This is a genomic window from Rhizobium sp. NPDC090275 (assembly GCF_044772225.1).
Taxonomy (GTDB): Bacteria; Pseudomonadota; Alphaproteobacteria; order Rhizobiales; family Rhizobiaceae; genus Rhizobium.
In genome coordinates, this window is sequence record NZ_JBIVYL010000025.1 from 1 (window position 1) to 20,872 (window position 20,872).

Below are 20,872 nucleotides of genomic sequence, written 5' to 3' on the forward strand. Positions count from 1 at the left end.
CAGATACGATCGCTGCGCCCACACCTTCTTCTCAACCATATGCATCGCAGCCATTGTCATCTTCTGGATTTGATTTAACGAGTCCTGAGCCTAGTGTTTTTTGCAGGAGAAGCTAGCTGGTAAATCATGCAGCATCAAAGCGTGCAGACCATCACGAAGCGCCGACGGCCGGGTTTGGTGCCGGCTGCCAACGAAAAGGAACCTGAAACAATGTGCCCGTTTCCTGCATGTGTCGAGTTTCTGACGGGCATATTGGCTGGCGTCTTTGTTGGCTCCGCGATGATGGAGCATGCTGCGCGAAAAATGGATGCGACGGCATGGATCTCCTACAACCAGGCCAAGGACGCCGTCTACGGACCAGTAATGCCGGTCTTCTTCGGTGTTACCCTTGTTGTCGTTCTGGTTGGCGCTGTGCTCAGCGGAGGTCAAGTCGAGCAGGTGTGCGCCGCTCTAAGTCTGTTTTTTGCTGGCGTGATCACCGGGCGTATTCACTTGCCGCTCAATAAGGTCTTCGCCGGGTGGTCGGCATCTGCGCACCCACACGATTGGTCTGCGCTACGTCATCGTTGGCGAGCCTGGAACTTGGTTCGAACGACCTTTGCCATTATTGCCTTCGCGCTGACGATTGTAGGGCGCTTCTGTGCATAACGGGGTGACCAAGGCCAAATCGGCGAGACCAGTTGAGCGCAGCTTTGTAACATTGGAGTTAGCTGCTGCGCCGCCCATATTCTGACCCAATCATAAGCGGCTTCTTATCCAGGCCCTTTTTCATGAGCACACCCGTGTCCGGTCCGAACATCGAATAAATGGGAAGTAGGCTCGCGCCGAGGGCGGATCCACGAGCGCCAAGTGCGCCTGCAGTAATCTTCGGTGGAATAAGTCCAGGCGGTAACATTTCCGAGAAACGCAGCCTCATTCGCTCAACCGTGTCTAAAAGCAGTGGCTCTGGCAGCAGCCCATCTATGACGACGGTCTCAAGGTCGACGACAGCAATGGTTCCGATAATCGCCTGCGCGAGAGCATCTGCGCAATCATCCTGCCACTCTGCAACGAGCAGGCGCGCCGCCTCTGGCATGGGATCGAGATCACGTACCCTGATTATCGGGAATCCGTTATGCCGCAAATGGTGAACCAACGTGTAGATAGAGGCGCGATGAAGCAGCACCTCGAACCTGCCGGCTGGTTTGGGAACCGAATTTAAGCTCGAATGTGTGACGGGGAACGGGCCGTAGGCTGCCGTGTTTCCGTTTGGCCCCGTTTGTAGCGTGCCATCGAGGACGAGGCCTGCACCGACAAATGTTGTCAATGAGACGTGCAGGAAATCGGAAAACTCTTTACCTAAGCCGTAAACCAGCTCAGCCACAGCCGCGGCTGACGCGTCGTTTTCGATGAAGACCGGCAAACCTAAGGTTTCTGAGAAATGCGACCTCAGATCAAAGTTGCGCCAAGCCATCTGAACGTCGGATGGAAAGCCCAACTCCGCATCCCAACCGCCTATGAAGTAAGGTGCGGAGATTCCAATGCCCACAAGGCGGGTCAATTTTTCCTCTCCTAACAGACTCTTAAATCGAGAAATCGTGCCCTCCCCGAGATCTCTAATGCTCTTTGGATCGGGGTGGTCGTACTCATGAGTTTCGAACGCCACAGTGCCACCAGAAAAGTTTATCAAGATGGCATCCATCGCGCGGCGACCGATGTGAACTCCTATTGCATACGCACCGTCGTCAGCCAGTCTATAGAGAGCGGAAGGCTGGCCCCGCTCGCCGAACCGCTTTCCGTTTTCGCTCAGGTAGCCCGCAGCAACGAGAGAATCGACGATGCCCGCGACAGCTGGTGGGGTGAGATGAGCGAACCGGGCGATCTCTGCCTTTGATGCCTCTCCGAAACGACGGACCGCATCTAACACCACACGCTCGTTATAGTGGCGAAGTTGAACAGAATTGCTTCCCTTTCCCGCCATCCCCTCGCTCCTATCTCCACGTAACCCTAAGGTTCCGCTCTTTTACGCGGCCCTCGTTGATTGTCAAAACCATGAATATTACCCCGCTTGACGAGCCGCAAGATAAATTATAGTAAACTGCTTTAATTAATCGCGTGCAGTGGCGGTTGGTTTCGGGTGAGGAGGCTCCCAAATGAACTATGCAGCGTCGTGCGGAGCCAAATGCTCCGCAGCAATTGGGATCAATCACCATGCCTGATGCTGCTTACATTTCGCCCGGTGCCGTTCCGGCTAGCAACGATGTTGTCGCGACGCTGTCGAACGTGACGAAGGTTTTTGGTGGAACTGTCGCTGTGTCTGATGTGACAGTCGAGCTAAGGGCAGGGGAGGTTCTGGCGCTTCTGGGAGAAAATGGTGCAGGCAAGAGCACCTGTGTGAAGTTGCTCGCCGGAGTTTATCGTCCCGACAATGGTGCGGTCATTATTGGCGATCAGCCAATTCGCCTCACCTCACCGCTAGAAGCACAGCACGCTGGCATCGCCGTGATGCATCAGCATCCTGGCCTGTTTCCCGATCTTAGCATCGCGGAGAATATCTTCATCGGCCAGACAGGGACGAAATGGAAGCTCGATCACGCCGGGATGCAGTCTGAGGCTAGGCGCCTTTTGAAGACCGTTGGTCTCAACGCCGACGTGAGCATGCCCTTGGGCAAGCTTCGGACCTCAGAACAGCAATTGGTCGAGGTGGCTCGGGCGCTATCGCTGAATGCCCGTGTTCTTATCATGGACGAGCCGACCGCGGCTCTCTCTCAGAGAGAGGTTGAACGGCTGTTTTCGGTGGTCGAGCAGCTGAAGAAGCAGGGCGTGGCCATTATGTTTGTCGGCCATCGAATGGATGAGATTTATCGCGTCGCAGATCGGATAACCGTTTTGAGAGACGGCCGGTTAGTCGGAACCGAGTTGACGGCAAACCTGTCCAGAGAACGTGCGATCCAAATGATGGTCGGTCGTGCTCTGGAGAACCTCTATCCGCGTCACACCAACGTACCTGGTAATGTCGTCCTTGAGGTCCAAGACTTGTCGCTTGAAGGGGTGTTTGAGAACATCTCGTTCCAGCTGCGCGGCGGTGAAATCCTGGGGTTTGGTGGTCTTGTCGGTAGCGGGCGCACAGAGATCGCTCGGGTGTTGTTCGGGATCGATCAGCCCACAACAGGGACAATTGTTTTGGATGGTGAGGAGGTTAAGTTCTCATCTCCACGCGATGCAATGGACCAAGGCATCGCCTACGTTTCCGAGGACCGGCTTGGCCAAAGCCTCGTCATGGACTTTTCCATATTGAACAACGCTTGCCTGACCGTACTCGGTGATGCAACTCGAAATGGTTTGATGTCGCGAACGAAGGAGCTTCAGCTGGCCGAGCCGTCACTGGACCGGCTTCGTCTCCGCTTCAGCTCATACGACCAACCGGTCAGTTCTCTGTCTGGCGGAAACCAACAGAAGGTCGTATTGTCAAAGTGGCTGGCAACCAAGCCACGCGTGCTCATTTTGGACGAGCCGACCCAGGGCATCGACGTGCAGTCCAAAGCTGGTGTCCACGAAATGATGGCAGACCTTGCAAACCAGGGAATGGCCATCATTCTGATCTCGTCGGAGCTTCCAGAGTTGCTTGGCATGGCCGATCGAATGATCGTCCTTCGCGAGGGTAAAGCCTCGGCTCATTTTGACAGGTCGGATGCGACGCAGGAAAAGATCATTGAGGCCGCCACGGACGCCATTGTGCGCGAGGTCGACGGACAGGTCGTTCCAAAGCCAGCACATCCTCTTGATGGGCAAACAGTGGAATTGCCCGACCAGAGCCCTATAAGGAAGGTCTTCGCTCGCCGTGAGTTCGGGCTCCTTGCGGCGATGCTGGCCGTGATTGTGCCGATCTCGCTCATAAATGTTCGAATGTTAAGCGGATCGAACCTTTCGGCGCTGGCAATGGATGCTGGATTGCTGATGATCGTCGCCGTCGCCCAGATGCTCGTTCTTGTGACCCGAGGCATAGATTTGTCGGTCGCCGCAATTATTGGGCTCGCGGCCTACGGCGCGGCGTCCACGCTGCACTCGCATCCGGAAATCGGAGTGATCGGCGGAGTGTTGCTGGCCGGTGGAATTGGACTGACCGCCGGATTGCTAAACGGCGTAATCATCACTTACGGTCGAGTTCCCGCGATTGTTGTAACGCTTGGCACGATGTCGATTTTCCGGGGGCTTAACAGCCTCTGGGCCGGAGGTACCCAAGTCAGCGCTGACCAGGTGCCACAAGCTTGGCTGGATATGACGAGCGCAAATGTCCTTGGCGCCCCCGCTATTATTCTCATTGCAATCGTTACCCTCTCGGTCGCTGCATATTTCCTTCGATACACGACGCTTGGCCGTGAGCTTTACGCGATCGGGTCTAATCCTGACGGAGCTCGGCTGGTCGGAATTCCAGCTAGGTCGCGGATCCTTCTGGCTTTCGGCGCTGCTGGGTTGTTGGCTGGCTTTGACGGCGCACTGTGGGCCTCACGCTACGCAACTGTTGACGCGCGAGTTGCATATGGCTTTGAGCTGACGGTCATCGCTGCCGTGGTGGTAGGGGGGGTAGCAGTGCGGGGTGGCTCGGGAACCATTCTCGGTGTGGCAGCCGGGGCACTGCTCCTGCTTGTCATCAATAATGGCCTGACCTTGGTTCGAATTGACCCGCTCTGGCTTCAAGGCGTGTACGGGTTGGTCATTCTCGCAGCTATCGCGATCGATGCCTATGTCGCTCGTCGCGCATCCGCTGGAGGAGCAAAGCGATGACATCTAAGCCCAAGCAAACGACAGACTTTGTCGCGCGGATTGGCAACTGGGATAATTTTCTCGCAGCCATCACCATCGCGGTGATCCTATATGCCGTGTTCGCAGTGCCAAACTTTGCATCGCCCTTCAATATTTCGCAGGCCGTCGCGGGCATATCGGAACGTGCACTGATCGTCTTGCCGATGGTGTTCCTTATCATCGCACGGGAAATCGACCTTTCTGTTGGAAGCATTTTGGCGCTGACGAGTGTGGTCTTCGGCCTCTTAGTCCAAGCGGGAATTCCACTTTCCCTCGCTATACCGCTTACGCTTATAGCTGGCGCGGTGTGTGGGGCGTTCAATGGAATCCTGGTGACAAGGTTGGGTCTTCCGTCTCTCGTCGTCACTTTGGGAACGATGGCGCTTTACCGAGGTGTAGGTTACATCCTTCTCGGCTCCGACTCGATCAACGATTTCCCAGATAGCTTCCTAGATTTCGGCATCGATACCGTTGGCGCAACCCCTATTCCCTGGACAATCGTACCCTTTATTTTCCTTGCGCCGATGTTTGCAGTTGCTCTGCAACGGATGCCGCTTGGACGCCGAATATACGCCATAGGCGGGAGCCCGGAAGCGGCAAGGTACTCCGGGATTGGTTTGGCCCGAACGGTGTTCGGCTTATTCGTCACGTCAGGGGTCGTTTGTGCTGGGGCTGGCATGGTCTACGCTGCACGCCTTGCGAATGCCAGAGCAAACAACGCCCTTGGGATTGAACTTGACGTTATCACAATCGCGCTGCTCGGGGGCATCAGTGTTTTCGGTGGCAAGGGAAAACTGACTGGCGTGCTCTGGGCACTGCTTTTGTTTGCAACGCTTCGCAATGTGTTGGGCCTTCTACAGATCGGCGGCGACGCACAGGGGACTGTCATCGGCCTACTTCTGATCGTCTCGCTTCTCATCAGTAACGCGGCCGAGCGCATCTTCGCGGGCGTCCGGATGCGCTACTTTCAACGCAAAACAAACGAGTAGCCCGGCGCCTCGTTTGTCATCGAAGCCGGACCTTTGGAGGAGAAAATCAATGAGAATAGCTATTCTGACATCAATGCTTCTTGCGACGACACTCTCGGTAGGCGTTGCGGCGGCAAGGGCGGCCGAAGAGTGCGCGAAAGCCCCTGTGACTGTCGGCTTTCTTCCGAAGCTCGACACCGACCCCTACTTCCAGGTAGCTCAGACCGGCGCTGAAGAAGCGGCGGGCGAAGTTGGCGGCAAAGCGATCAAGCAGGCTCCGTCGCAAGCAACCGCTGAAGCCCAGATCGACTTCATCAATAATCTCGTTTCGCAGAAGGTCGGCGTGATAGCGATTTCGGCAAACGATTCTAACGCCGTTGCTCCAGCGTTGCGTCGGGCGCAGAAGCAGGGTGTGAAAGTCGTCTCATACGACTCTGACGTTGCGACGAACGCTCGAGCAGTCTTTCTCAATCAAGCGGCAGGCGACAGCCTCGCTGAGATGATGCTGGAATCCATGGGGCAGCTTATCAATTACGAGGGAGAGTTCGCAATTCTCTCTTCGACCCCAACAGCTACCAACCAGAATGCCTGGATCGACTTCATGAAGAAGAAGATGGCCTTGGAGTCAAAATACTCGAAAATGAAGCTTGTTCAGGTCGCCTACGGACAAGAAAGCGAGCAGGTCAACCAGCAGCAGGCTCTTGGACTTGCGCAGGCCTTTCCGAACCTGAAAGGCATCATCATTCCCGCCGGTATTGGCCTACCGGCCGCCGCTCGCGCTATGGATCAGGCTGGCCTCCTGGGCAAAATCAAACTGACTGGTCTGGCTCCCGCGACCCTGATCAAGAAGTACATCCAGAACGGTTCCGTCCAGGATATCTGGTGGAATGTTAAAGACCTTGGGTACCTGACCTATTACGCAGCCCAAGCGGTCGCCGAGTGCAAGTTAACCGGTAAAGAAGGCGAAACCTTCAAAGCTGGTCGACTTGGCGATTTCAAGGTTGGGCCGAAGGGTGAGGTTCTTCTTGGACCAGCGAAGATCGTAACTCCTGCGAACGTAGAAGAATTCAAGTTCTAAATCTTTCGGGCAACGCTGTCGGCGTTGCCCATCCACCCCAGGAAACGGAACCATGAAACCGGTCTTACTCGCAGGTGAAACTTTCCATGTGACGTCTCTCGCCTCAAAGGGGCATGAGGTAGGTGCGTCTTCCCGCTACTCCAATGGCGCGACGCGCTTTATTCAAGCGCTTGCCGACCACGGTATTGAGGTCACGCAAATTGGCGGTGAGCGTTGTGAAGCAGATTTCCCGAAGTCGCTAGAGGCACTGTCTAACTATTCCGCCGTTATCCTCTCAGATGTCGGTGCTTTGTCGCTCCTTTACACGCCCGAAACTCGCGCAGGTAAGCGTTCGGTCAATCGCCTTGAGCTTCTTCGAAAATGGGTTGAGGCGGGCGGCGCATTAATGATGGCTGGTGGCTACACCAGTTTCCAAGGGATCGATGGAGCCGCGATGTTTCACGGGACCCCTATAGAAGACTGTCTTCGTGTCCAGATTCAGTATACTCCGGATGGTCTAGAAGCTCCTGAGGGTCTCGATCCGGTGACCTTGAACACGGATCATCCCGTGTTGGCGGGACTAACCACCACCATGCCCTATGTGCTCGGAATGAACCGTGTCATTCAAAGGACCGATCCGTCATCACAAACCTTGGTTGCGTGCAACCACCGGCAAGCGCAGTTTCCTCTGCTCAGTGTGCGCGAATACGGCGCCGGTAGAACACTCGCATGGATGACAGACATTGGACCTCATTGGCTATCAAGCGATTTCATGGCCTGGGAGGGCTATGATTTGCTGATGGTCAACATGGTTCGGTGGCTTCGATCGAGGTCTTGAGGCGCTCGGAACGGGAATTCATCACGCGAGCTGCTCTCAAGGATTGGCTTACTGGAGGGCGAACGGTCCATCGTCGCAATTGCGAGGCCTTCTAAGCGTTATTGGCCGAATAGACTGAGAAGACTTCTGGGCGAGCTATTTGCGATCGAAAGTGATTGGATCGCTAGCTGCTGCTGCGTCTGTTTAGCAGTTAGTTTTGACGACTCTTGTTCCATATCTGCGTCCACCAACCGCCCAACACCAGAAGACAGCGCGTCCTGGAGGTCAGCAGCGAAGTCCGCTTGCATGCTTATGCGTGATGATAGCGATCCTAGACGGGAGCCCACCTGGACCATCTTTGACGTCATTGCTTCCGCGACGAGCAGCATCTCCTGGATCTCGGCGTCTGTCGTGTCTGCCGACAAGGCCATTTCGCGATGGGATTGGTGCCTCGCACCGTTGAACAGGACCCAATCGCTTGTGGTCCCAAGCCTGTCGGCAAAAGCCGAATTTGTTATGATCCCGGAGTCCCCGCTCTCATCGTCGATCAGAAAGGAAACGTCGGGCGTGTCCCATAGGGAATATAGCTCGTAGGAAATCGTTTGGACTGCGACCCCGCCATCTTCGTCACGAGTAAACCCAGCGGCGATGGAACGGTCGACGTTGTCTTCGTCGGAGTTCATGTACAGCCAGTTGTGCCCGGAGAACGATGCGGAAACGGCGATACTGCGTAGCTGTTGCTTAAGTTGTATTAGCTCATCGTTGACCTTAACCTTGTCAACGCCGCTTTCGGTAGCAGCAACGAACTTCGCCTTGATATCTGACATGACGTCGATCGCCTGGCTCATTCCCGAGTAGGCAGTGTCGACCATGGCGGCGCCCAGGCCGAGGGCGTCGCTGGCAGCGGAAAGCGCCTTGTTGTCCGAGCGCATTGTTGTGGCGATCGACCAATAGGCTGCGTTGTCGGCGGCTTGGTCAACACGTAGGCCGGTTGAAAGCCTTTGCTGCGTGCCGGTAAGGTCGGCCCCAGCTTTTCTAAGTGTTTGGAGAGCAATAGTGGCAGACGTGTTCGTAATGATGGATGACATCCGAAGCCCTGATGAAAAAATTGAAATCTTGCGGGGAAGGATGATGCTTCATGCACCTTTGCGGTGAATCTTATCGCGGTTAGTTGCTTAACGTATTCCTACCTGATTAAGCAAAAAATCATGAAAAGTTTCAAATTTGTAGCTTGCTCATAGCCTGCACCGAGAGCGTCTCGTACACTGACGTCCACACACGGGAACTCTTCCAGCAGCGTCCTGGGACAGTTTTCCTTACACCCACCCTTGGCGCCTTGGAGGAAGAAGGTATGCAAGGGAGGGTCAAAACTGATGATGGCAGCGCCATCACGCTATTATCATAAACGATGACATCGTTGGAGACAGCGATTGAGCTGCGGAGGTGATGGCGCAAGCAGGCGCGCCGTGCAGGCCGGTCTTGATTTTGGATACCTCTCTTACCTAGTCGGAATTGGCCGCTCGCGGGGCCCGTGTGGTGTCTTCCGCTTCATCGTTCGTGGCATGGGAAATGGTCTTGCGCCCATTTCTGCTTTCGCCATCAGACGGCCGAGGCGAAATCTCGTCGTCCGCCTGCAGCTCGTCAGTGTTCAAATGTTCTTGGCGTTCGTTCATCGCCTTCAGTCTCGGTTCGCGGTCTGAGGAGCCGGGATATGGCCCCTTGCGTCAGCGCGACCTGTTTCAGGGTCGGCATCGGTTATGTCATCGCCGGCCTCGCGACTACCACCCATGTTGACCGGTGGAGCGCGCCGGTCGTCGATATTGCTTTCGGGAAGCTCGTCATCTTGGGTGTCTTCATTGAGGGACTTCGGAGGAAACTTTGCCGAACTCGGAATGGTATTCGATGTCATTTGTGTTCTCCTTTTGAAAAAGGGAACTCGCAGCTGCCGCAGCGGTTCCCACACGCTAGAGGGCGTTTGCCAGTTTTAGGGCCGCCCCGTTTCTACCCGTGTTGCAATATACCGATACACATCGATGCGAAGAGCGCGGCACCCCAACAGAAGATTGAAAGCCCTCTCGATTGCGCCACGCTTCATGCAACGGCCCAAGCGAACGCATTCGTGATACCAGTTCGCGTACTGCGTCGTCATCTTGCCATATGGCGCTTGAGGTCGGGCGCTTCGTCCGTCCGCCAAACCGCGCCCATCGGCGTTTCCAGTGTCGCACCGCTCAAGGTCTGGCCTTCTCATCTGAAGCATCCACGCGTCGAAGCCGAAAGAAATACCGCCGCTGGTCGCCTTCGACGACCATCATGCCAGCAATTTCGTCGTCTCCGACCCGCCGAAAGAAGTCGGCGATCGGCTGCCGGTCGTAGACCATGGCCGCCGTCTGATCTTCACCGAACGACCTTAGTGTGACAAAGGCGGTGGTGTCGCGGGCGCGCACAAGCTTGCTCAAATGGATCACGGTCCGGATCGGGAAAAAGGACGGCTCGGCGGGTACGAGGCGTCCCGGACGCCATTGAAATAACAGCGCGTCCGCCCTGAAATCGGGGTGAAATTTCTTGCCAAACCACTGCAGGTTTTCCAGCACGCCATCTAACGGATGTCCCGATGGAATTCCTTCGCCGCACCACACGCCAATCAACTCGGCCGGCATGACGGGGGGCAGCGAGGCAAACCAGGCGATCTTGTCAGACTGCAGGCCTCCCGACATGGCAATTCCTACTGTTGATAGGTGAGGGCGAAGCCGAGCAGGTGGTCGCTCGTCTGCCGTTCCATTGGCCATCGCGAGAAATCGGAAAAAACCGCGATGTTCGTCATCCCTGTTGCGTCCGATCGACACGGAGCGCGCCAAAAAAACAAATGTCGAACGTTCAAGTTGGTTCCCGCAACCGCCCAAGGAACAACGGCGCACTCTCAAGGTTAATCTAAATCAAGAGGAGAATCGATCATGGGTATAGACAAGCCGAAGGACGGTGTGCCAGGCACCACCGACCAGTCGCCAAGATGGGAAGGCCCGCAAGAGAATATACCACCGGGCTACCTGCCTGCTAAGGACGACCCGGACCGGGCGAAGGACGCCAACGGCGAAACCAATGGCGATCCCGAGGTGAAAAAGGTCTCGGATGGCCGCAAGCAAAAGGGTGAGTGAGATGTCAGATGTTGAAAAGGATGCCAAAGGACAGTTTGCCAAGTCGGTAGCGGATAGAAGATCGAGCGGCGTCCACAGTGCCAAGCCGACAGTGATAACCGGGTCGGAAGATGCGACCGAACACAAGACGCCGCCAGGGAAGAAGCCCGTCAAGGATTGGGACATAAATTATGATCCGGCGGATGAAAACGAAGGACAAATGCGATAGCATCCATCGAGTTGAGCCGCGCGATCAGGCGCGGCTCCGGATTGCCTCGGTCGCTCAGCGGCTGCCAGGCAGCATCTGGCTTTGTCGCAGGTCGTCAATAGATTGCTCCTGAAAGGCCCGTTCGTCCAGGGGGCGATCCCCTTCGGACACGTCGCGCTGATGCCCCGTCGGGACAACGTCGTCTACCATATCGTCGGGAAGGTTTCCGACCAGATCGTACGCACGCACGCGCGGCGACGTCGCCTGCGAGCTTCTCGCGTAGCGTCCAACGCCTGTAGCGCTCACGGCAGCCTCGTCAGCCTGGAAGACGTCCTCCTTCGACGCGCTGGCCTGCTGGTTGCTTCCCGTCGTCCAGCCTTCCTCTCGCCAACGATCCGCACGCTCGTCCATGTCGATCGAACCTTCAGCATCGAGGATGTCATGCGCCTCCTCGTAGCGCGCCTGGTCAACGGAAACGGAAACGAGAAAACCACCGCGGCGGAGACCTTCCGCGTAGACATCGCGATCTTCGTCCGGGAAGAACCAGTCGCTAAGACCGGACCAGAATCCTGTTTTTTCTGCCGCGGCCGCAGGGCCGTCACCGTTGGCTTCGTATCCTGGCATCAGGCGAACGTCGGAAACACCGGCCGACTTTAGCTTGTCGATGGCCGCCTCGGCATCGCTTCGGCTGTCGAAAAACGCGGTGAGTGTGCTCTTGGCGAGGCCTCTGGCAGCGGTTGGCACGCCTTCATTGTAGATGTTGGTCATCATGCTCCTCCTGTGTCTGGTAAGCAGCCAACGGCTGTCGAAGCTGAATGTTCCGGTAGGCTATATCGCTCGATCATGCTCCTTTGCAGACCATCTAGGTCAGGCGCGAAGCGTCGGCAAAAGCTCCACAACCTGTAATCGTCCAGCACGTGCCTGCCGATCTGGTCGAAGGTCGATGAGGCAGGATTTTCCTACCTTCCCAGCTTCCCTGGGCGCCGGAAGCGGCTTCAAACGTTCTCCGGAGCTTAGAGGGTCTTCAGCAACCTCAGAAGGGCTACGATCTCCAAAGGGGTTCTCCGTTTAGAAGCGATATAGGTGGGAATTTCATCGCCATGAAAGCGGCGTTTGAACGCGGCTTGGCCTTTCAAATTGAAGATGTGGGCATTCACCCTCTCCGACTGAAACGCCCGTTGGAAAAGTCCACGCCATATGCGGCTCTCTGTGAACCCGCTGGCCGAAATGGCAGCAAGAGGAGACAGGCCGAGCGTTACGCGTGCGCGGCCTTCTTCTCGAAACCTGTCCGCCGCGAATTTCGTCAAGCCGATTTCTGCATGCGGGGTGGTGCCGGGAAGCTTTCGTTTGAAGGCCGCGGTGTAGCCCGTCACAATGCCACCTTCGAAGATGGGGTCGAAATCCAAAAGTGCGATGGCAGCCCCTTCTGGGCTGAGGATTAAAAAGCGTCGCATGTGGGGCGACAGGTCCGGAAAGAAAGGCCGGTTCAAAAAACACATTTCGCGACGGCTGACGATGCGGCCCGATCGCCAGCTGTCGGAAATTGACTTGATCTGGTCCGCTTGTGTCTTCGTGCCATCGCACTCGATGATCGCGTAACCCTGCTTTATCAGCCAGCGCTCCGAGTATCGCACCGTCTCGTTCCGTTTGCCGGAAAAGCTGTGTCGGTCAAACGTAATATGGGTATCCACACCCATGTGATTGACGCGATAACCGAGGGTAGATAGGACGGCTGCGGTCTCTTTGCTGACCTGGACGAAACACGGGCTCGCTGCAGCCTCGATGAACTGGCGAATGTACCGCTCCCGCTCGGCCTTCGGTGCGACTGGATCGCCAAGGACGAATGCGTGTCCCATTTTTGTCGCGTATGCCAAATAACCTGTATCATCCCCAAAGTACTTGAGGTTTGCCTGGACAGCGGTGGAATAGGCAACAGCGAAGTCTCCATGTTGGCGACAAAGGGCGAGCTTTTGATCCGAGGTAGCTTCGAGCGCGGGGATGTGCGCGATCCGACGCTCCATAAAGCTATCGAAAATCCGTCTGATCTTTGGCATCTATGATTCCCCACCTGCATGGGACACTTGCACATGGTTTGCGAAGATGGCACAGCGAAAAGCACGATTTGGCGAGCGCTTGTGTAAGGTTCGTCGGCAGGTGTTGCCATCCGGCATTGTTTTGCCCATGGTCCACCCATGGAAAGATCGAATCCCGAAAAGGCAGTCATTATCGGTGCCGGCCTCTCAGGTCTGTCAGTCGCATATCAGCTGGTCAGGAGAGGAATAAGTCCGCTCCTGCTGGATCAGGGGGTGTCTGTGGGCGACACGTGGCGAAGCCGACATCCCCACCTCTCTTTGAACACCCACCGCAGTGTCTCGCACATGCCGGGCTTTACCTATCCCGACAAGACCCCAGCGTTTCCGAGGCGGGATGACGTCGCGCGCCATCTCGGCGACTTTGCGCGAAAACACGAATTCCGCGTGCGAAACGGCGTGGAAGTTGTTTCCGTTGCGCAAGATGGCGTGTTTTCTGTACAGACGATGGAAGAGACGGTCTTTGCCAGGAACGTGATTGTCGCTACCGGACGCGACAGACGTCCGGTCGAACCAGCCATCGATGGCTTCGACACTTTTTCGGGACAGAAGAACCATTCGTCGGCATTTGGTGAGGCCACTGGCTATGCCGGTAAGCGCGTGCTCGTGATTGGAGGCGGGAACTCAGGATTCGATATCGTCAACCACCTGGCCCGGGTCCCGGGAACGCGAATATGGCTATCCGTCCGGTCTGGGTCGGCGATCCTGCCCAAGCGCTTTAACGGCCTGGCAGTCCATCGTTTCTCGCCTCTCATGAACATCTTCCCGGCGGTCCTGTCTGACTTAGCGATAAACCTGATTCAGAGGATGGCCTTTGGCAATGTCTCAGAACTAGGCTTTCCAATGGCAACGAGCGGCGCAGCCACCAGGTTGCTTAACGAGCAGATCGCGATTCCTGTCGATGACGGTGCGATCAGATCGATCAAAGAGGGAAAAACAATCGTCGTTTCCCCGGTATCCCGCATCGACGGTAAGTACGTTAAACTTCGTGATGGGACGCTAATCGAGCCCGATATCATCATTTCTGCTACTGGGTACTCCGCTGGCCTTGAAAGCTTGCTTGGCGGTCTAGGCGTGGTTGACGCAGTGGGAAATCCCGTTCGCCGTGGCAACGGCAGTGGCAGCTCAATTCCCGGTCTTTTCTTCGCCGGCATGACGCCTGGGCTGGTGAGCTATTTTCACAACGCGGGAAAAGAAGGCCGCGATATTGCTAGGGTGATCTCGGCGCGTTGACGAAATGCCCGCTGCTGGCTTCAAAGGCCCATGAAACATCCGCTAAGAGGTCGGCAACTAAAAATTTCGTGAGAGGAATGGTGGAGGATGCTAGCAAGTGGAAATCACGGTATGAGAGCCGTGACTACTGACATAAATATACCGTTTTACATTGATGGAATGAGCCTTGGAGCAAGAAGCAGAGCTGTGCGGCCCGAAACGAAGATGGCGATCTCGCCTTGAACATGCCGAGACCTCAAGGTTCTCGCAGGTCCGTTACAAGATTAAAGCCTGCATGAGGTCAGCCCATTGTATTTTGTCGCCGCACACCGGCGTTTACAGTTTCTAAAGACAGGCCAGTAGGCTGATTGGGTGGAGCAATGTCATGGAACAGCATCTCGGTCGATTGATAGACCATGTCCACATCAGAACTAGAAAGTTTGCTGAGTCCCAAGCATTTTATGAAGCTGTCCTTGGGGCCCTGGGGAGGCGGATTACCAGCAAGGGCGACGGGTATTTCTGCTCGGACGAGCTTTATGTAGACAGGTCAGATGACTACGAGAGCCGAATTCATCTCGCCTTTCAAGCTGAGGATCGTGCTGCAGTTCAGCGTTTCCATGCTGCTGGAGTTGCAAGCGGGGGGCGAGACAACGGGCCTCCAGGGGAGCGTCCCTACCACTCGGGCTACTACGCCTCCTTTCTACTGGACCCAAGCGGAAACAACATCGAGGCGGTTTACCATGGTCCGCAGACCCGATCTGCCAGCGATGTGGTCACAATTCGTTCGTGATTCGCTTGCTGCCTTCCGTGCAAGATCAATAAGGCTCAACGCGCACGCTGAGGCACGTCGCTTTAAGTTCGGCAACTCCACAAGGGCAGCCCGCCTTAGAGCCTGCCCGATGTCTTCGCTCATGACCACCACCTGTCAGAACGTCAAACCGTCCGTTAATATCGTGGCCTTGGCCAAGCTGCGCCTTAGTTGGATCAACTTTCGCCTCGATGCGGCAGTCACATAGTAAGCCTAGGCGTCAAAATCTGTCCGGCAATCTTTTTGAAGACCTCCACCAGCTTGGCCGAGTCTTCAATGTTAAAAGCCTTGCCATTGTCGTTCGCACATGTGGCAAGCCCTTCCGCAGTCGATCCGCTGACACCGACAGCAACAGTATAGATTGTCAGGCCTGCGTTTTTCGCATTGCTACATACAGTCGTCATGAGGCTGTCGGCCTTGCCTGTGTCGGTCCCTGTGTGAAGCATGTAGTTCGATTTATTCGGCGACAGAGTATTGGTGCCATCTGTCATGATGATCAAGAACTTGCTGATGCCAGTTGCCTTCGGCTCTCCCTCTGTGAAGGGTTGCGTCGGCGACAGCATATTCCAGCCCCACAAGACGCCGGCGGGAATGTAGGTTTCATTGTTCGCGACCATCTTCGAAATGGCGGTCCGTAGGGTTGAATAGTTCGTCGTCAGTGGAACCACCGCTGACCCACAGCTTGTATTGAGTAGTCCTGTGTAGCGAAGTGTTGGCTCCGTATCGCTGACGTCAAGCGGGCTGTTTCGTGACCCCACGCATCCAGTCCACGTGTAGGTGCTGGTCTTGTCACTGCACGACGTCACTGGTTCGCCGTAGGTGTAACTATCGCATTGCTCTTTGGTAGACGTCGTCTTCACGCCATCGTTGGTGCCGGTCGTCGTGATAGTCTTGCAGCCGGACTTTGAAACCACCGGCTTCGAGGTGGTGCAGGAATTTTTTGTCGTGGAATAATCGTCCGGAACCGTGAGCCAAAGCTGATTGCGGTTCGCGGTGCCGACATTCACATAGCGGGAGAACGGGACAAGCGCGAACCTGACGTTCGGGTTCTTGCTCTTCTCGAATACGTCGAGAAGGGCGTTGGCCGCGGTCTTGAGGTCTGTAAGCTTTTGCCCTGTCATCGAGTACGTGTTGTCGAGCACCATGGCGACCTCGACTTTCTGATAATCGGACCGGACCGCTTGTGCGGCGACCTTCAACTGCCAGGAATCCTTAAAAAAGAAAGCCCCGAGCGTCAATGGAATGGAGCTCTGCGCGTTGATCGTGATGTAGTTATCAGCGGAAATATTGATGTCTTCAACGGACGCCGATCCGGCCAAGGCTGGTGAAAGGTTACCCTTGAAAACCTTCGTCAGCTCGGCCTTCATGGTGTCGTTTGACGTCTTTGCCATCGATACCGCGGACAAAACGGCGGAATCGGCGGCGCTTTGAAGCTCGGCTTTACTCACCATGGCCTTAGAAAAGTCGACAGCCAGTCCAGCACATGCAAACAACGGGACGACCAGCAGCGCCGTCATTACTCCAAAGTTACCTGACTTGTCTTTCCACAACACTGAGAAACCCCCATGATTTTAGGGGAATGTGGTGGATAATAATTAAGCAAGCATGAAATCTTTAAAGATTGAACTAAAATATTAATATCAGCATATGTAAATATACTTTAGGTTGCTTGACGAGAATGGTTCGCTTGCTTGCTGAGAAGCTGCCCGTTCAAGCATTGACCGAGACGTTTGGCTAGGAAATCTAGAACGGGGCCAAGAGCGTTTTCAGCAGACTAGGTAGCGCGATCATTTCGGGCGGACTTCCTTGGTGCAGCCAATGTAGGTCGGCACTGCGTGGCATGGGAACGACGCTTGAAGTACGCTTGAAGTACGCTTGGCGCTGAAAATTGAAGATATCTCTGTTGACCCGTTCGGAATGGAACGCGCGTTGAACATGCCTCGCCATAGTCGGCTTCCGGCAAACCACTTGTCGCGATGGCGCGGAGAAGAGATACAGCTAACGTGACCCAACCCAGCAAAAGCGCTTCTTCCCCGTTACATGGATATGCACAATGAACTCGCAGCTATAGACGGCCGCCGCCTAAGATTGCTTTCCATGCAAGTCGGATTGATTGACGGCGCGTATGGACACGCTTCTGCGTCGGGATCCCGATGCCATTGCGGAAATCAGCGAGAGCTTGAGCTTCCAACCGAGTGGCCCGCTCACCTGAATCACCCCGGAGCGCTAGCCCCGTGTTTTTATCGATGACCACCCATCGGTCGTCCGACATCTCGACTTCGTAACGGGGCATCTCAACTCTCTGCTGTGACTTCCAGGGAGGGCTTAACAGCTTCACATGACAGGAAACTTAATATGCATCGCAGCTCGTTCGGTTCGATCCAGTCGTGGTGAACAAACCGCTAAAATGCAACGCCAACGTGATGCGTGACCCCGATGCTTTCCCGCTCCATGGGCCTTGGCTCACGTCAGGTGCGAGAATGGGAGCATGTCCTAATGACGCTCGGTAAATTCTGGTGTCGTGAAGCCTTGCAATGCGGATGCCGCAAGTTCGATGCTCGCGGTGGCCATCAGCGAGCGCCGCGCCCGCCATTGAGGGCTGCCGAGGAGCCGCCTTGCAGCTTTCCGCTTGACGCTGCGGCGTGTCCCCGTGTCAACTACACGGAACTGTCGCGAACCACCCCGCGTTATAGACAGCAGCCAATAAATCCCTTCGCAGGTCAAGCACATTCCCATGAGACATACTGTATTGCCGGAAGATCGCGTCCGGGCACTGATCCTTGAACGTAATCGCAAGATGGCAGAATCGGCGCATGCCTACGTGCGCGGGAGCACGAAGCGTTTTTATGAGTGGCTTTCACAAAGTGACCGCGCTGAAATTCCGATCGGGCCTGCGATCTGGATATGCGGGGACTGCCACTCTGGGAACCTTGGTCCTGTAGCGAATGGGGACGGGGCACTTGCGATCCAAATTCGCGACCTCGATCAGACAGTCATCGGAAACCCGGCACACGACTTGATCCGGCTGGCGCTTTCTCTTGCCATGGCGGCTCGTTCATCAGACCTGCCGGGGGTGACCACGGCGCTGATGCTCGAGCGCATGATTGACGGCTATACGAAGGCCTTTCTCATCGACGCCGATAATGCTTCTAGCGTGATGCCAGAAACGGTGAAATCGCTGATGCGGCACGCGGCAAAGCGATCGTGGAAACATCTCGCTGATGAGAGGATCGAAGGCGAGGTTCGACAACTGCCCATTGGTCCAAGGTTCTGGCCGCTGACCCGTTTTGAACGTGAATCTGTAGATGCGATGTTCGCCGAACAGCGCGTGGAGGACCTCGTCTCCGCACTGCCCGATATTCGGACAAGTGGTAAAGTAAGGGTTGTTGATGCTGCTTTCTGGAAGAAGGGGTGCAGTTCACTCGGGAGGCTCAGGGTGGCGGCACTTCTGGTCATCGGCAAAGGCAAGAACGAAGTTTACCGGCTCATGGATATCAAGGAGGCTGTCGCGCCGAGTGCCCCCCGGGCCACTGACGTCGCGATGCCTGTCGATAGCGCAGAGCGGGTCGTCGAAGGAGCGAGGAACTTGTCTCCATACTTGGGCACTCGGATGGTGGCGACAGACCTTCTCGGGAAGTCGATATTTGTGCGCGAACTGTTGCCTCAAGATTTGAAAATCGAGATCGATAAGCTAACGAGGGAAGAAGCACTGACCGTTGCAGAGTATCTTGCGCACACCGTTGGGCTGGCTCACGCACTGCAGATGGATACAAACGACAGGAAATCCTGGCTGGCCGAGTTAAAAAGCGGCCCAATCCGGAAAATCGACGCACCGTCCTGGCTTTGGGCAAGCGTGGTAGATTTAGTCGCGACCCATGAGGCAGCGTATCTGGAGCACTGTCGCAGGTATGCCTTGGTAGAGCCTGCTTAACGTCTTCCATCGCGACGGGGACCCGTGATTGTCTTTTGGGCGCCTTTTCCGCGGCCGCAACGCTTCTTATTCCAAGATTCATAGGCCCTAATGGAAGCGTGTGCCAGATCGTGTGCCATGGGCGAGGTGACGCGGGAATGAAGCAAACCGCAGGTTGGCCCGCAAATTTAGGGTTCGCGGTTGCAATTTCATTTGGTTCCGTTGGGGCAAAAAAGATGGCGGCATCGTCCACTTGCAACGGCGGACAAAAACGGAGCCTAACCCATTCTTCGCCATGGCGCTTCGCTCCTTCCAGTTGACCGCAGACCGCATTCTGGTTCAGTGAACGATTCTGGGAATATCTTCGAATGCGCCCATTCCCTCCTCCTCAACGGTCGCCATGAATTCGGCGAAAGCGTCGGCATCCTGCGTATTCCAATGAAACCGGACAGGAATTCCGATCTTTAACCGGACGCTCATTCCAGCATTATACCGGACGCGTCTGTGAAGCGAAGCCGGATGCGCCGAGCGTCCCTGGGTCTGAGTTGATCATTGTCGGCGAATATTGGAATGGTCAAGCCTGAGTTGTGTCATCGGCATGCAGTGTTCGATGGTTGCGGAGGCTTTCGCCAGAAAGTTCGATGCGATAGGCGTTGTGAACGAGGCGATCCAAAACAGCGTCTGCGATCGTGGGATTTCCAATCATATCGTACCAGTGGTCCACGGGGATTTGGCTGGTAACAATGGTCGAGCGCTTCTCGTAGCGATCCTCGACAATCTCAAGAAGATCGCGTCGTTGCTCGCCGCTGAGCTTCTCCGGCCCCCAATCGTCCAGGATGAGAAGATCGGTTTTGGCCAGGCTCTTGAGCATCTTTGCGTAACGACCGTCGCCTCGTGCCAGGGCGAGCGCGCCAAAGAGCCGTGGTACACGGTGATAGGCGACGGCAAGATCTTCTCGGCACGCCTTGTGGCCGAGGGCGCAAGCCAACCAACTTTTGCCGACGCCGGCCGGCCCGATCAGTAGCAAGGAGTGCCGCTGTCTGATCCAGTCGCAGTTGGAAAGCTTGAGAAAGAGGTTGCGATCGAGACCACGGGCTGCGCGGAAATCGGTATTCTCGATCTGGGCGTCATGGCGCAGCCTGGCGGCACGGGCTCTGGCTTCGAAGCGCTTCTGGCGACGCGAGGTCTGTTCCCGTTCGAGCAGGATCGCGAGCCATTCGCCGTGCTCGAGGCTTCTCGCCTCCGGTTGAATCTCCAGTTCCTGGAAGGCGGAAGCCATCCCGGAAAGGCCGAGTTGCCGCAGCGTGTCTAAAGTGGGATTGGTCAGCATTCTTGATTGTCTCCTTAATGAAAGTAGGCTTTGCCGCGAAGATTGGCGTGCTCGCCGACAGCGGCAGGTTCGGCGGAATATCGTGGTGCCTTATAGGTGCTGATGAGTGCGCTGATGCTCTTGCAAGTCAGTCCGCCGATCTCGACGGCACGGGCGGACACTGCTTCGGCCTGCATCGTAGGAATGGCCTGGTAGAGCTTCAGCACGCCAAGGCAGGTTCGAAAGCCTTGTTCGGGATGAGGACGGCTGGCCAGTATAGCTATGATCAGCCCCTCGGTCTGAGGCCCAATGGAAGCACCCCAGCGCTGGAACCTTGCAGGTGACCATTCGGCATAGCGCCGGTGCGAGCTAGGCATATGGTCAGGATTGGTTCCGTAGCGAGAACCGCCGTACCGGCGTTGGTGGGTCGCAATCCTCTTGCCCTTGAAAAAGACCTCGATCGTACGGCTCGTGGCCCGGACATTAACCTGCTGGCGGATGAGCGTATGAGGTACGGAGTAGAAATAGCGCTCGAACTCGACGTGGTAGTCGGTCAAGACCCGCGCCAGCTTCCATTCGG

Annotated in this window: 19 protein-coding genes; 10 read left to right on the forward strand and 9 right to left on the reverse strand. The window is 55.9% G+C overall.

The window, feature by feature from the left end; genetic code table 11:
• Window positions 1-126: 126 nt before the first annotated feature.
• Entirely contained in the window at window positions 127-648 is a 522-nt protein-coding gene (locus ACIQUB_RS31285; protein WP_402935856.1) for an anthrone oxygenase family protein, read from the forward strand.
• 58 nt (window positions 649-706) lie between these two features.
• Here the strand turns inward: ACIQUB_RS31285 and ACIQUB_RS31290 are convergent, their stop codons facing one another.
• A complete protein-coding gene (locus ACIQUB_RS31290) occupies window positions 707-1,960 on the reverse strand; it encodes an ROK family protein (protein ID WP_402935859.1) in 1,254 nt (417 codons plus the stop codon).
• A 230-nt stretch (window positions 1,961-2,190) separates the two neighbouring features.
• On the opposite strand from ACIQUB_RS31290, the gene ACIQUB_RS31295 reads away from it, so the two are divergent.
• The 4 genes from ACIQUB_RS31295 to ACIQUB_RS31310 are packed head-to-tail and all read left to right on the forward strand — an operon-like array spanning window position 2,191 to window position 7,645.
• Window positions 2,191-4,764: an ATP-binding cassette domain-containing protein gene (locus tag ACIQUB_RS31295; RefSeq protein ID WP_402935862.1), complete on the forward strand. Its 2,574-nt coding sequence runs from the start codon at window positions 2,191-2,193 to the stop codon at window positions 4,762-4,764.
• Window positions 4,761-5,771, forward strand: a complete 1,011-nt coding sequence (locus ACIQUB_RS31300; protein WP_402935865.1) for an ABC transporter permease — start codon at window positions 4,761-4,763, stop codon at window positions 5,769-5,771. The genes ACIQUB_RS31295 and ACIQUB_RS31300 overlap by 4 nt, the downstream gene beginning before the upstream one ends.
• A 49-nt stretch (window positions 5,772-5,820) precedes the next feature.
• Window positions 5,821-6,828 carry a rhamnose ABC transporter substrate-binding protein gene (locus tag ACIQUB_RS31305; RefSeq protein ID WP_402935868.1) on the forward strand — a complete coding sequence of 336 codons (1,008 nt, stop codon included), beginning with the start codon at window positions 5,821-5,823 and terminating at the stop codon, window positions 6,826-6,828.
• A 52-nt stretch (window positions 6,829-6,880) separates the two neighbouring features.
• The gene (locus tag ACIQUB_RS31310; RefSeq protein ID WP_402935871.1) at window positions 6,881-7,645 is read left to right on the forward strand and encodes a glutamine amidotransferase; all 765 of its coding nucleotides are present in this window, start codon (window positions 6,881-6,883) and stop codon (window positions 7,643-7,645) included.
• 98 nt (window positions 7,646-7,743) lie between these two features.
• Here ACIQUB_RS31310 and ACIQUB_RS31315 read toward each other — a convergent pair whose 3' ends face one another.
• The 3 genes from ACIQUB_RS31315 to ACIQUB_RS31325 all read right to left on the reverse strand — a co-directional run bounded on the left by ACIQUB_RS31315 (window position 7,744) and on the right by ACIQUB_RS31325 (window position 10,338).
• On the reverse strand, window positions 7,744-8,712 hold the full coding sequence (locus ACIQUB_RS31315) for a flagellin (RefSeq protein WP_402935874.1): 969 nt from the start codon (window positions 8,710-8,712) through the stop codon (window positions 7,744-7,746).
• A 590-nt stretch (window positions 8,713-9,302) separates the two neighbouring features.
• Entirely contained in the window at window positions 9,303-9,533 is a 231-nt protein-coding gene (locus ACIQUB_RS31320) for a hypothetical protein (protein ID WP_113237703.1), read from the reverse strand.
• A 319-nt stretch (window positions 9,534-9,852) separates the two neighbouring features.
• Complete coding sequence (locus tag ACIQUB_RS31325; protein WP_402935878.1) at window positions 9,853-10,338, reverse strand: GXWXG domain-containing protein; 486 nt, start codon at window positions 10,336-10,338, stop codon at window positions 9,853-9,855.
• A gap of 237 nt (window positions 10,339-10,575) precedes the next feature.
• Between ACIQUB_RS31325 and ACIQUB_RS31330 the strand changes: the two genes are divergently transcribed.
• Together ACIQUB_RS31330 and ACIQUB_RS31335 are read left to right on the forward strand one after the other, a co-directional pair.
• Window positions 10,576-10,776 carry a hypothetical protein gene (locus ACIQUB_RS31330; protein ID WP_402935880.1) on the forward strand — a complete coding sequence of 67 codons (201 nt, stop codon included), beginning with the start codon at window positions 10,576-10,578 and terminating at the stop codon, window positions 10,774-10,776.
• Window position 10,777: 1 nt separating this feature from the next.
• Window positions 10,778-10,984 (forward strand): hypothetical protein, encoded by a 207-nt coding sequence (locus ACIQUB_RS31335; RefSeq protein WP_402935883.1) that lies wholly within the window; start codon window positions 10,778-10,780, stop codon window positions 10,982-10,984.
• 54 nt (window positions 10,985-11,038) lie between these two features.
• On the opposite strand, the gene ACIQUB_RS31340 is transcribed toward ACIQUB_RS31335, so the two are convergent.
• Together ACIQUB_RS31340 and ACIQUB_RS31345 are read right to left on the reverse strand one after the other, a co-directional pair.
• Window positions 11,039-11,731 carry a hypothetical protein gene (locus ACIQUB_RS31340; RefSeq protein WP_402935886.1) on the reverse strand — a complete coding sequence of 231 codons (693 nt, stop codon included), beginning with the start codon at window positions 11,729-11,731 and terminating at the stop codon, window positions 11,039-11,041.
• Between the two features lie 245 nt (window positions 11,732-11,976).
• On the reverse strand, window positions 11,977-13,017 hold the full coding sequence (locus ACIQUB_RS31345; RefSeq protein WP_113237707.1) for a phosphatidylglycerol lysyltransferase domain-containing protein: 1,041 nt from the start codon (window positions 13,015-13,017) through the stop codon (window positions 11,977-11,979).
• A 138-nt stretch (window positions 13,018-13,155) separates the two neighbouring features.
• Between ACIQUB_RS31345 and ACIQUB_RS31350 the strand changes: the two genes are divergently transcribed.
• Both ACIQUB_RS31350 and ACIQUB_RS31355 read left to right on the forward strand, forming a co-directional pair.
• Window positions 13,156-14,286: a flavin-containing monooxygenase gene (locus ACIQUB_RS31350; protein WP_402935891.1), complete on the forward strand. Its 1,131-nt coding sequence runs from the start codon at window positions 13,156-13,158 to the stop codon at window positions 14,284-14,286.
• Between the two features lie 364 nt (window positions 14,287-14,650).
• Complete coding sequence (locus tag ACIQUB_RS31355) at window positions 14,651-15,055, forward strand: VOC family protein (RefSeq protein ID WP_402935894.1); 405 nt, start codon at window positions 14,651-14,653, stop codon at window positions 15,053-15,055.
• A gap of 218 nt (window positions 15,056-15,273) precedes the next feature.
• On the opposite strand, the gene ACIQUB_RS31360 is transcribed toward ACIQUB_RS31355, so the two are convergent.
• On the reverse strand, window positions 15,274-16,626 hold the full coding sequence (locus tag ACIQUB_RS31360) for a pilus assembly protein TadG-related protein (protein ID WP_402935897.1): 1,353 nt from the start codon (window positions 16,624-16,626) through the stop codon (window positions 15,274-15,276).
• 1,181 nt (window positions 16,627-17,807) lie between these two features.
• Here ACIQUB_RS31360 and ACIQUB_RS31365 point away from each other — a divergent pair.
• Window positions 17,808-19,004, forward strand: a complete 1,197-nt coding sequence (locus ACIQUB_RS31365; protein ID WP_402935900.1) for a DUF2252 family protein — start codon at window positions 17,808-17,810, stop codon at window positions 19,002-19,004.
• Between the two features lie 553 nt (window positions 19,005-19,557).
• Here the strand turns inward: ACIQUB_RS31365 and istB are convergent.
• Together istB and ACIQUB_RS31375 are read right to left on the reverse strand one after the other, a co-directional pair.
• Window positions 19,558-20,313, reverse strand: a complete 756-nt coding sequence (gene istB, locus ACIQUB_RS31370; protein ID WP_402935903.1) for an IS21-like element helper ATPase IstB — start codon at window positions 20,311-20,313, stop codon at window positions 19,558-19,560.
• 14 nt (window positions 20,314-20,327) lie between these two features.
• Window positions 20,328-20,872 (reverse strand): Mu transposase domain-containing protein (locus ACIQUB_RS31375; RefSeq protein WP_402935906.1); only part of this gene is annotated, 545 nt, incomplete at its 5' end.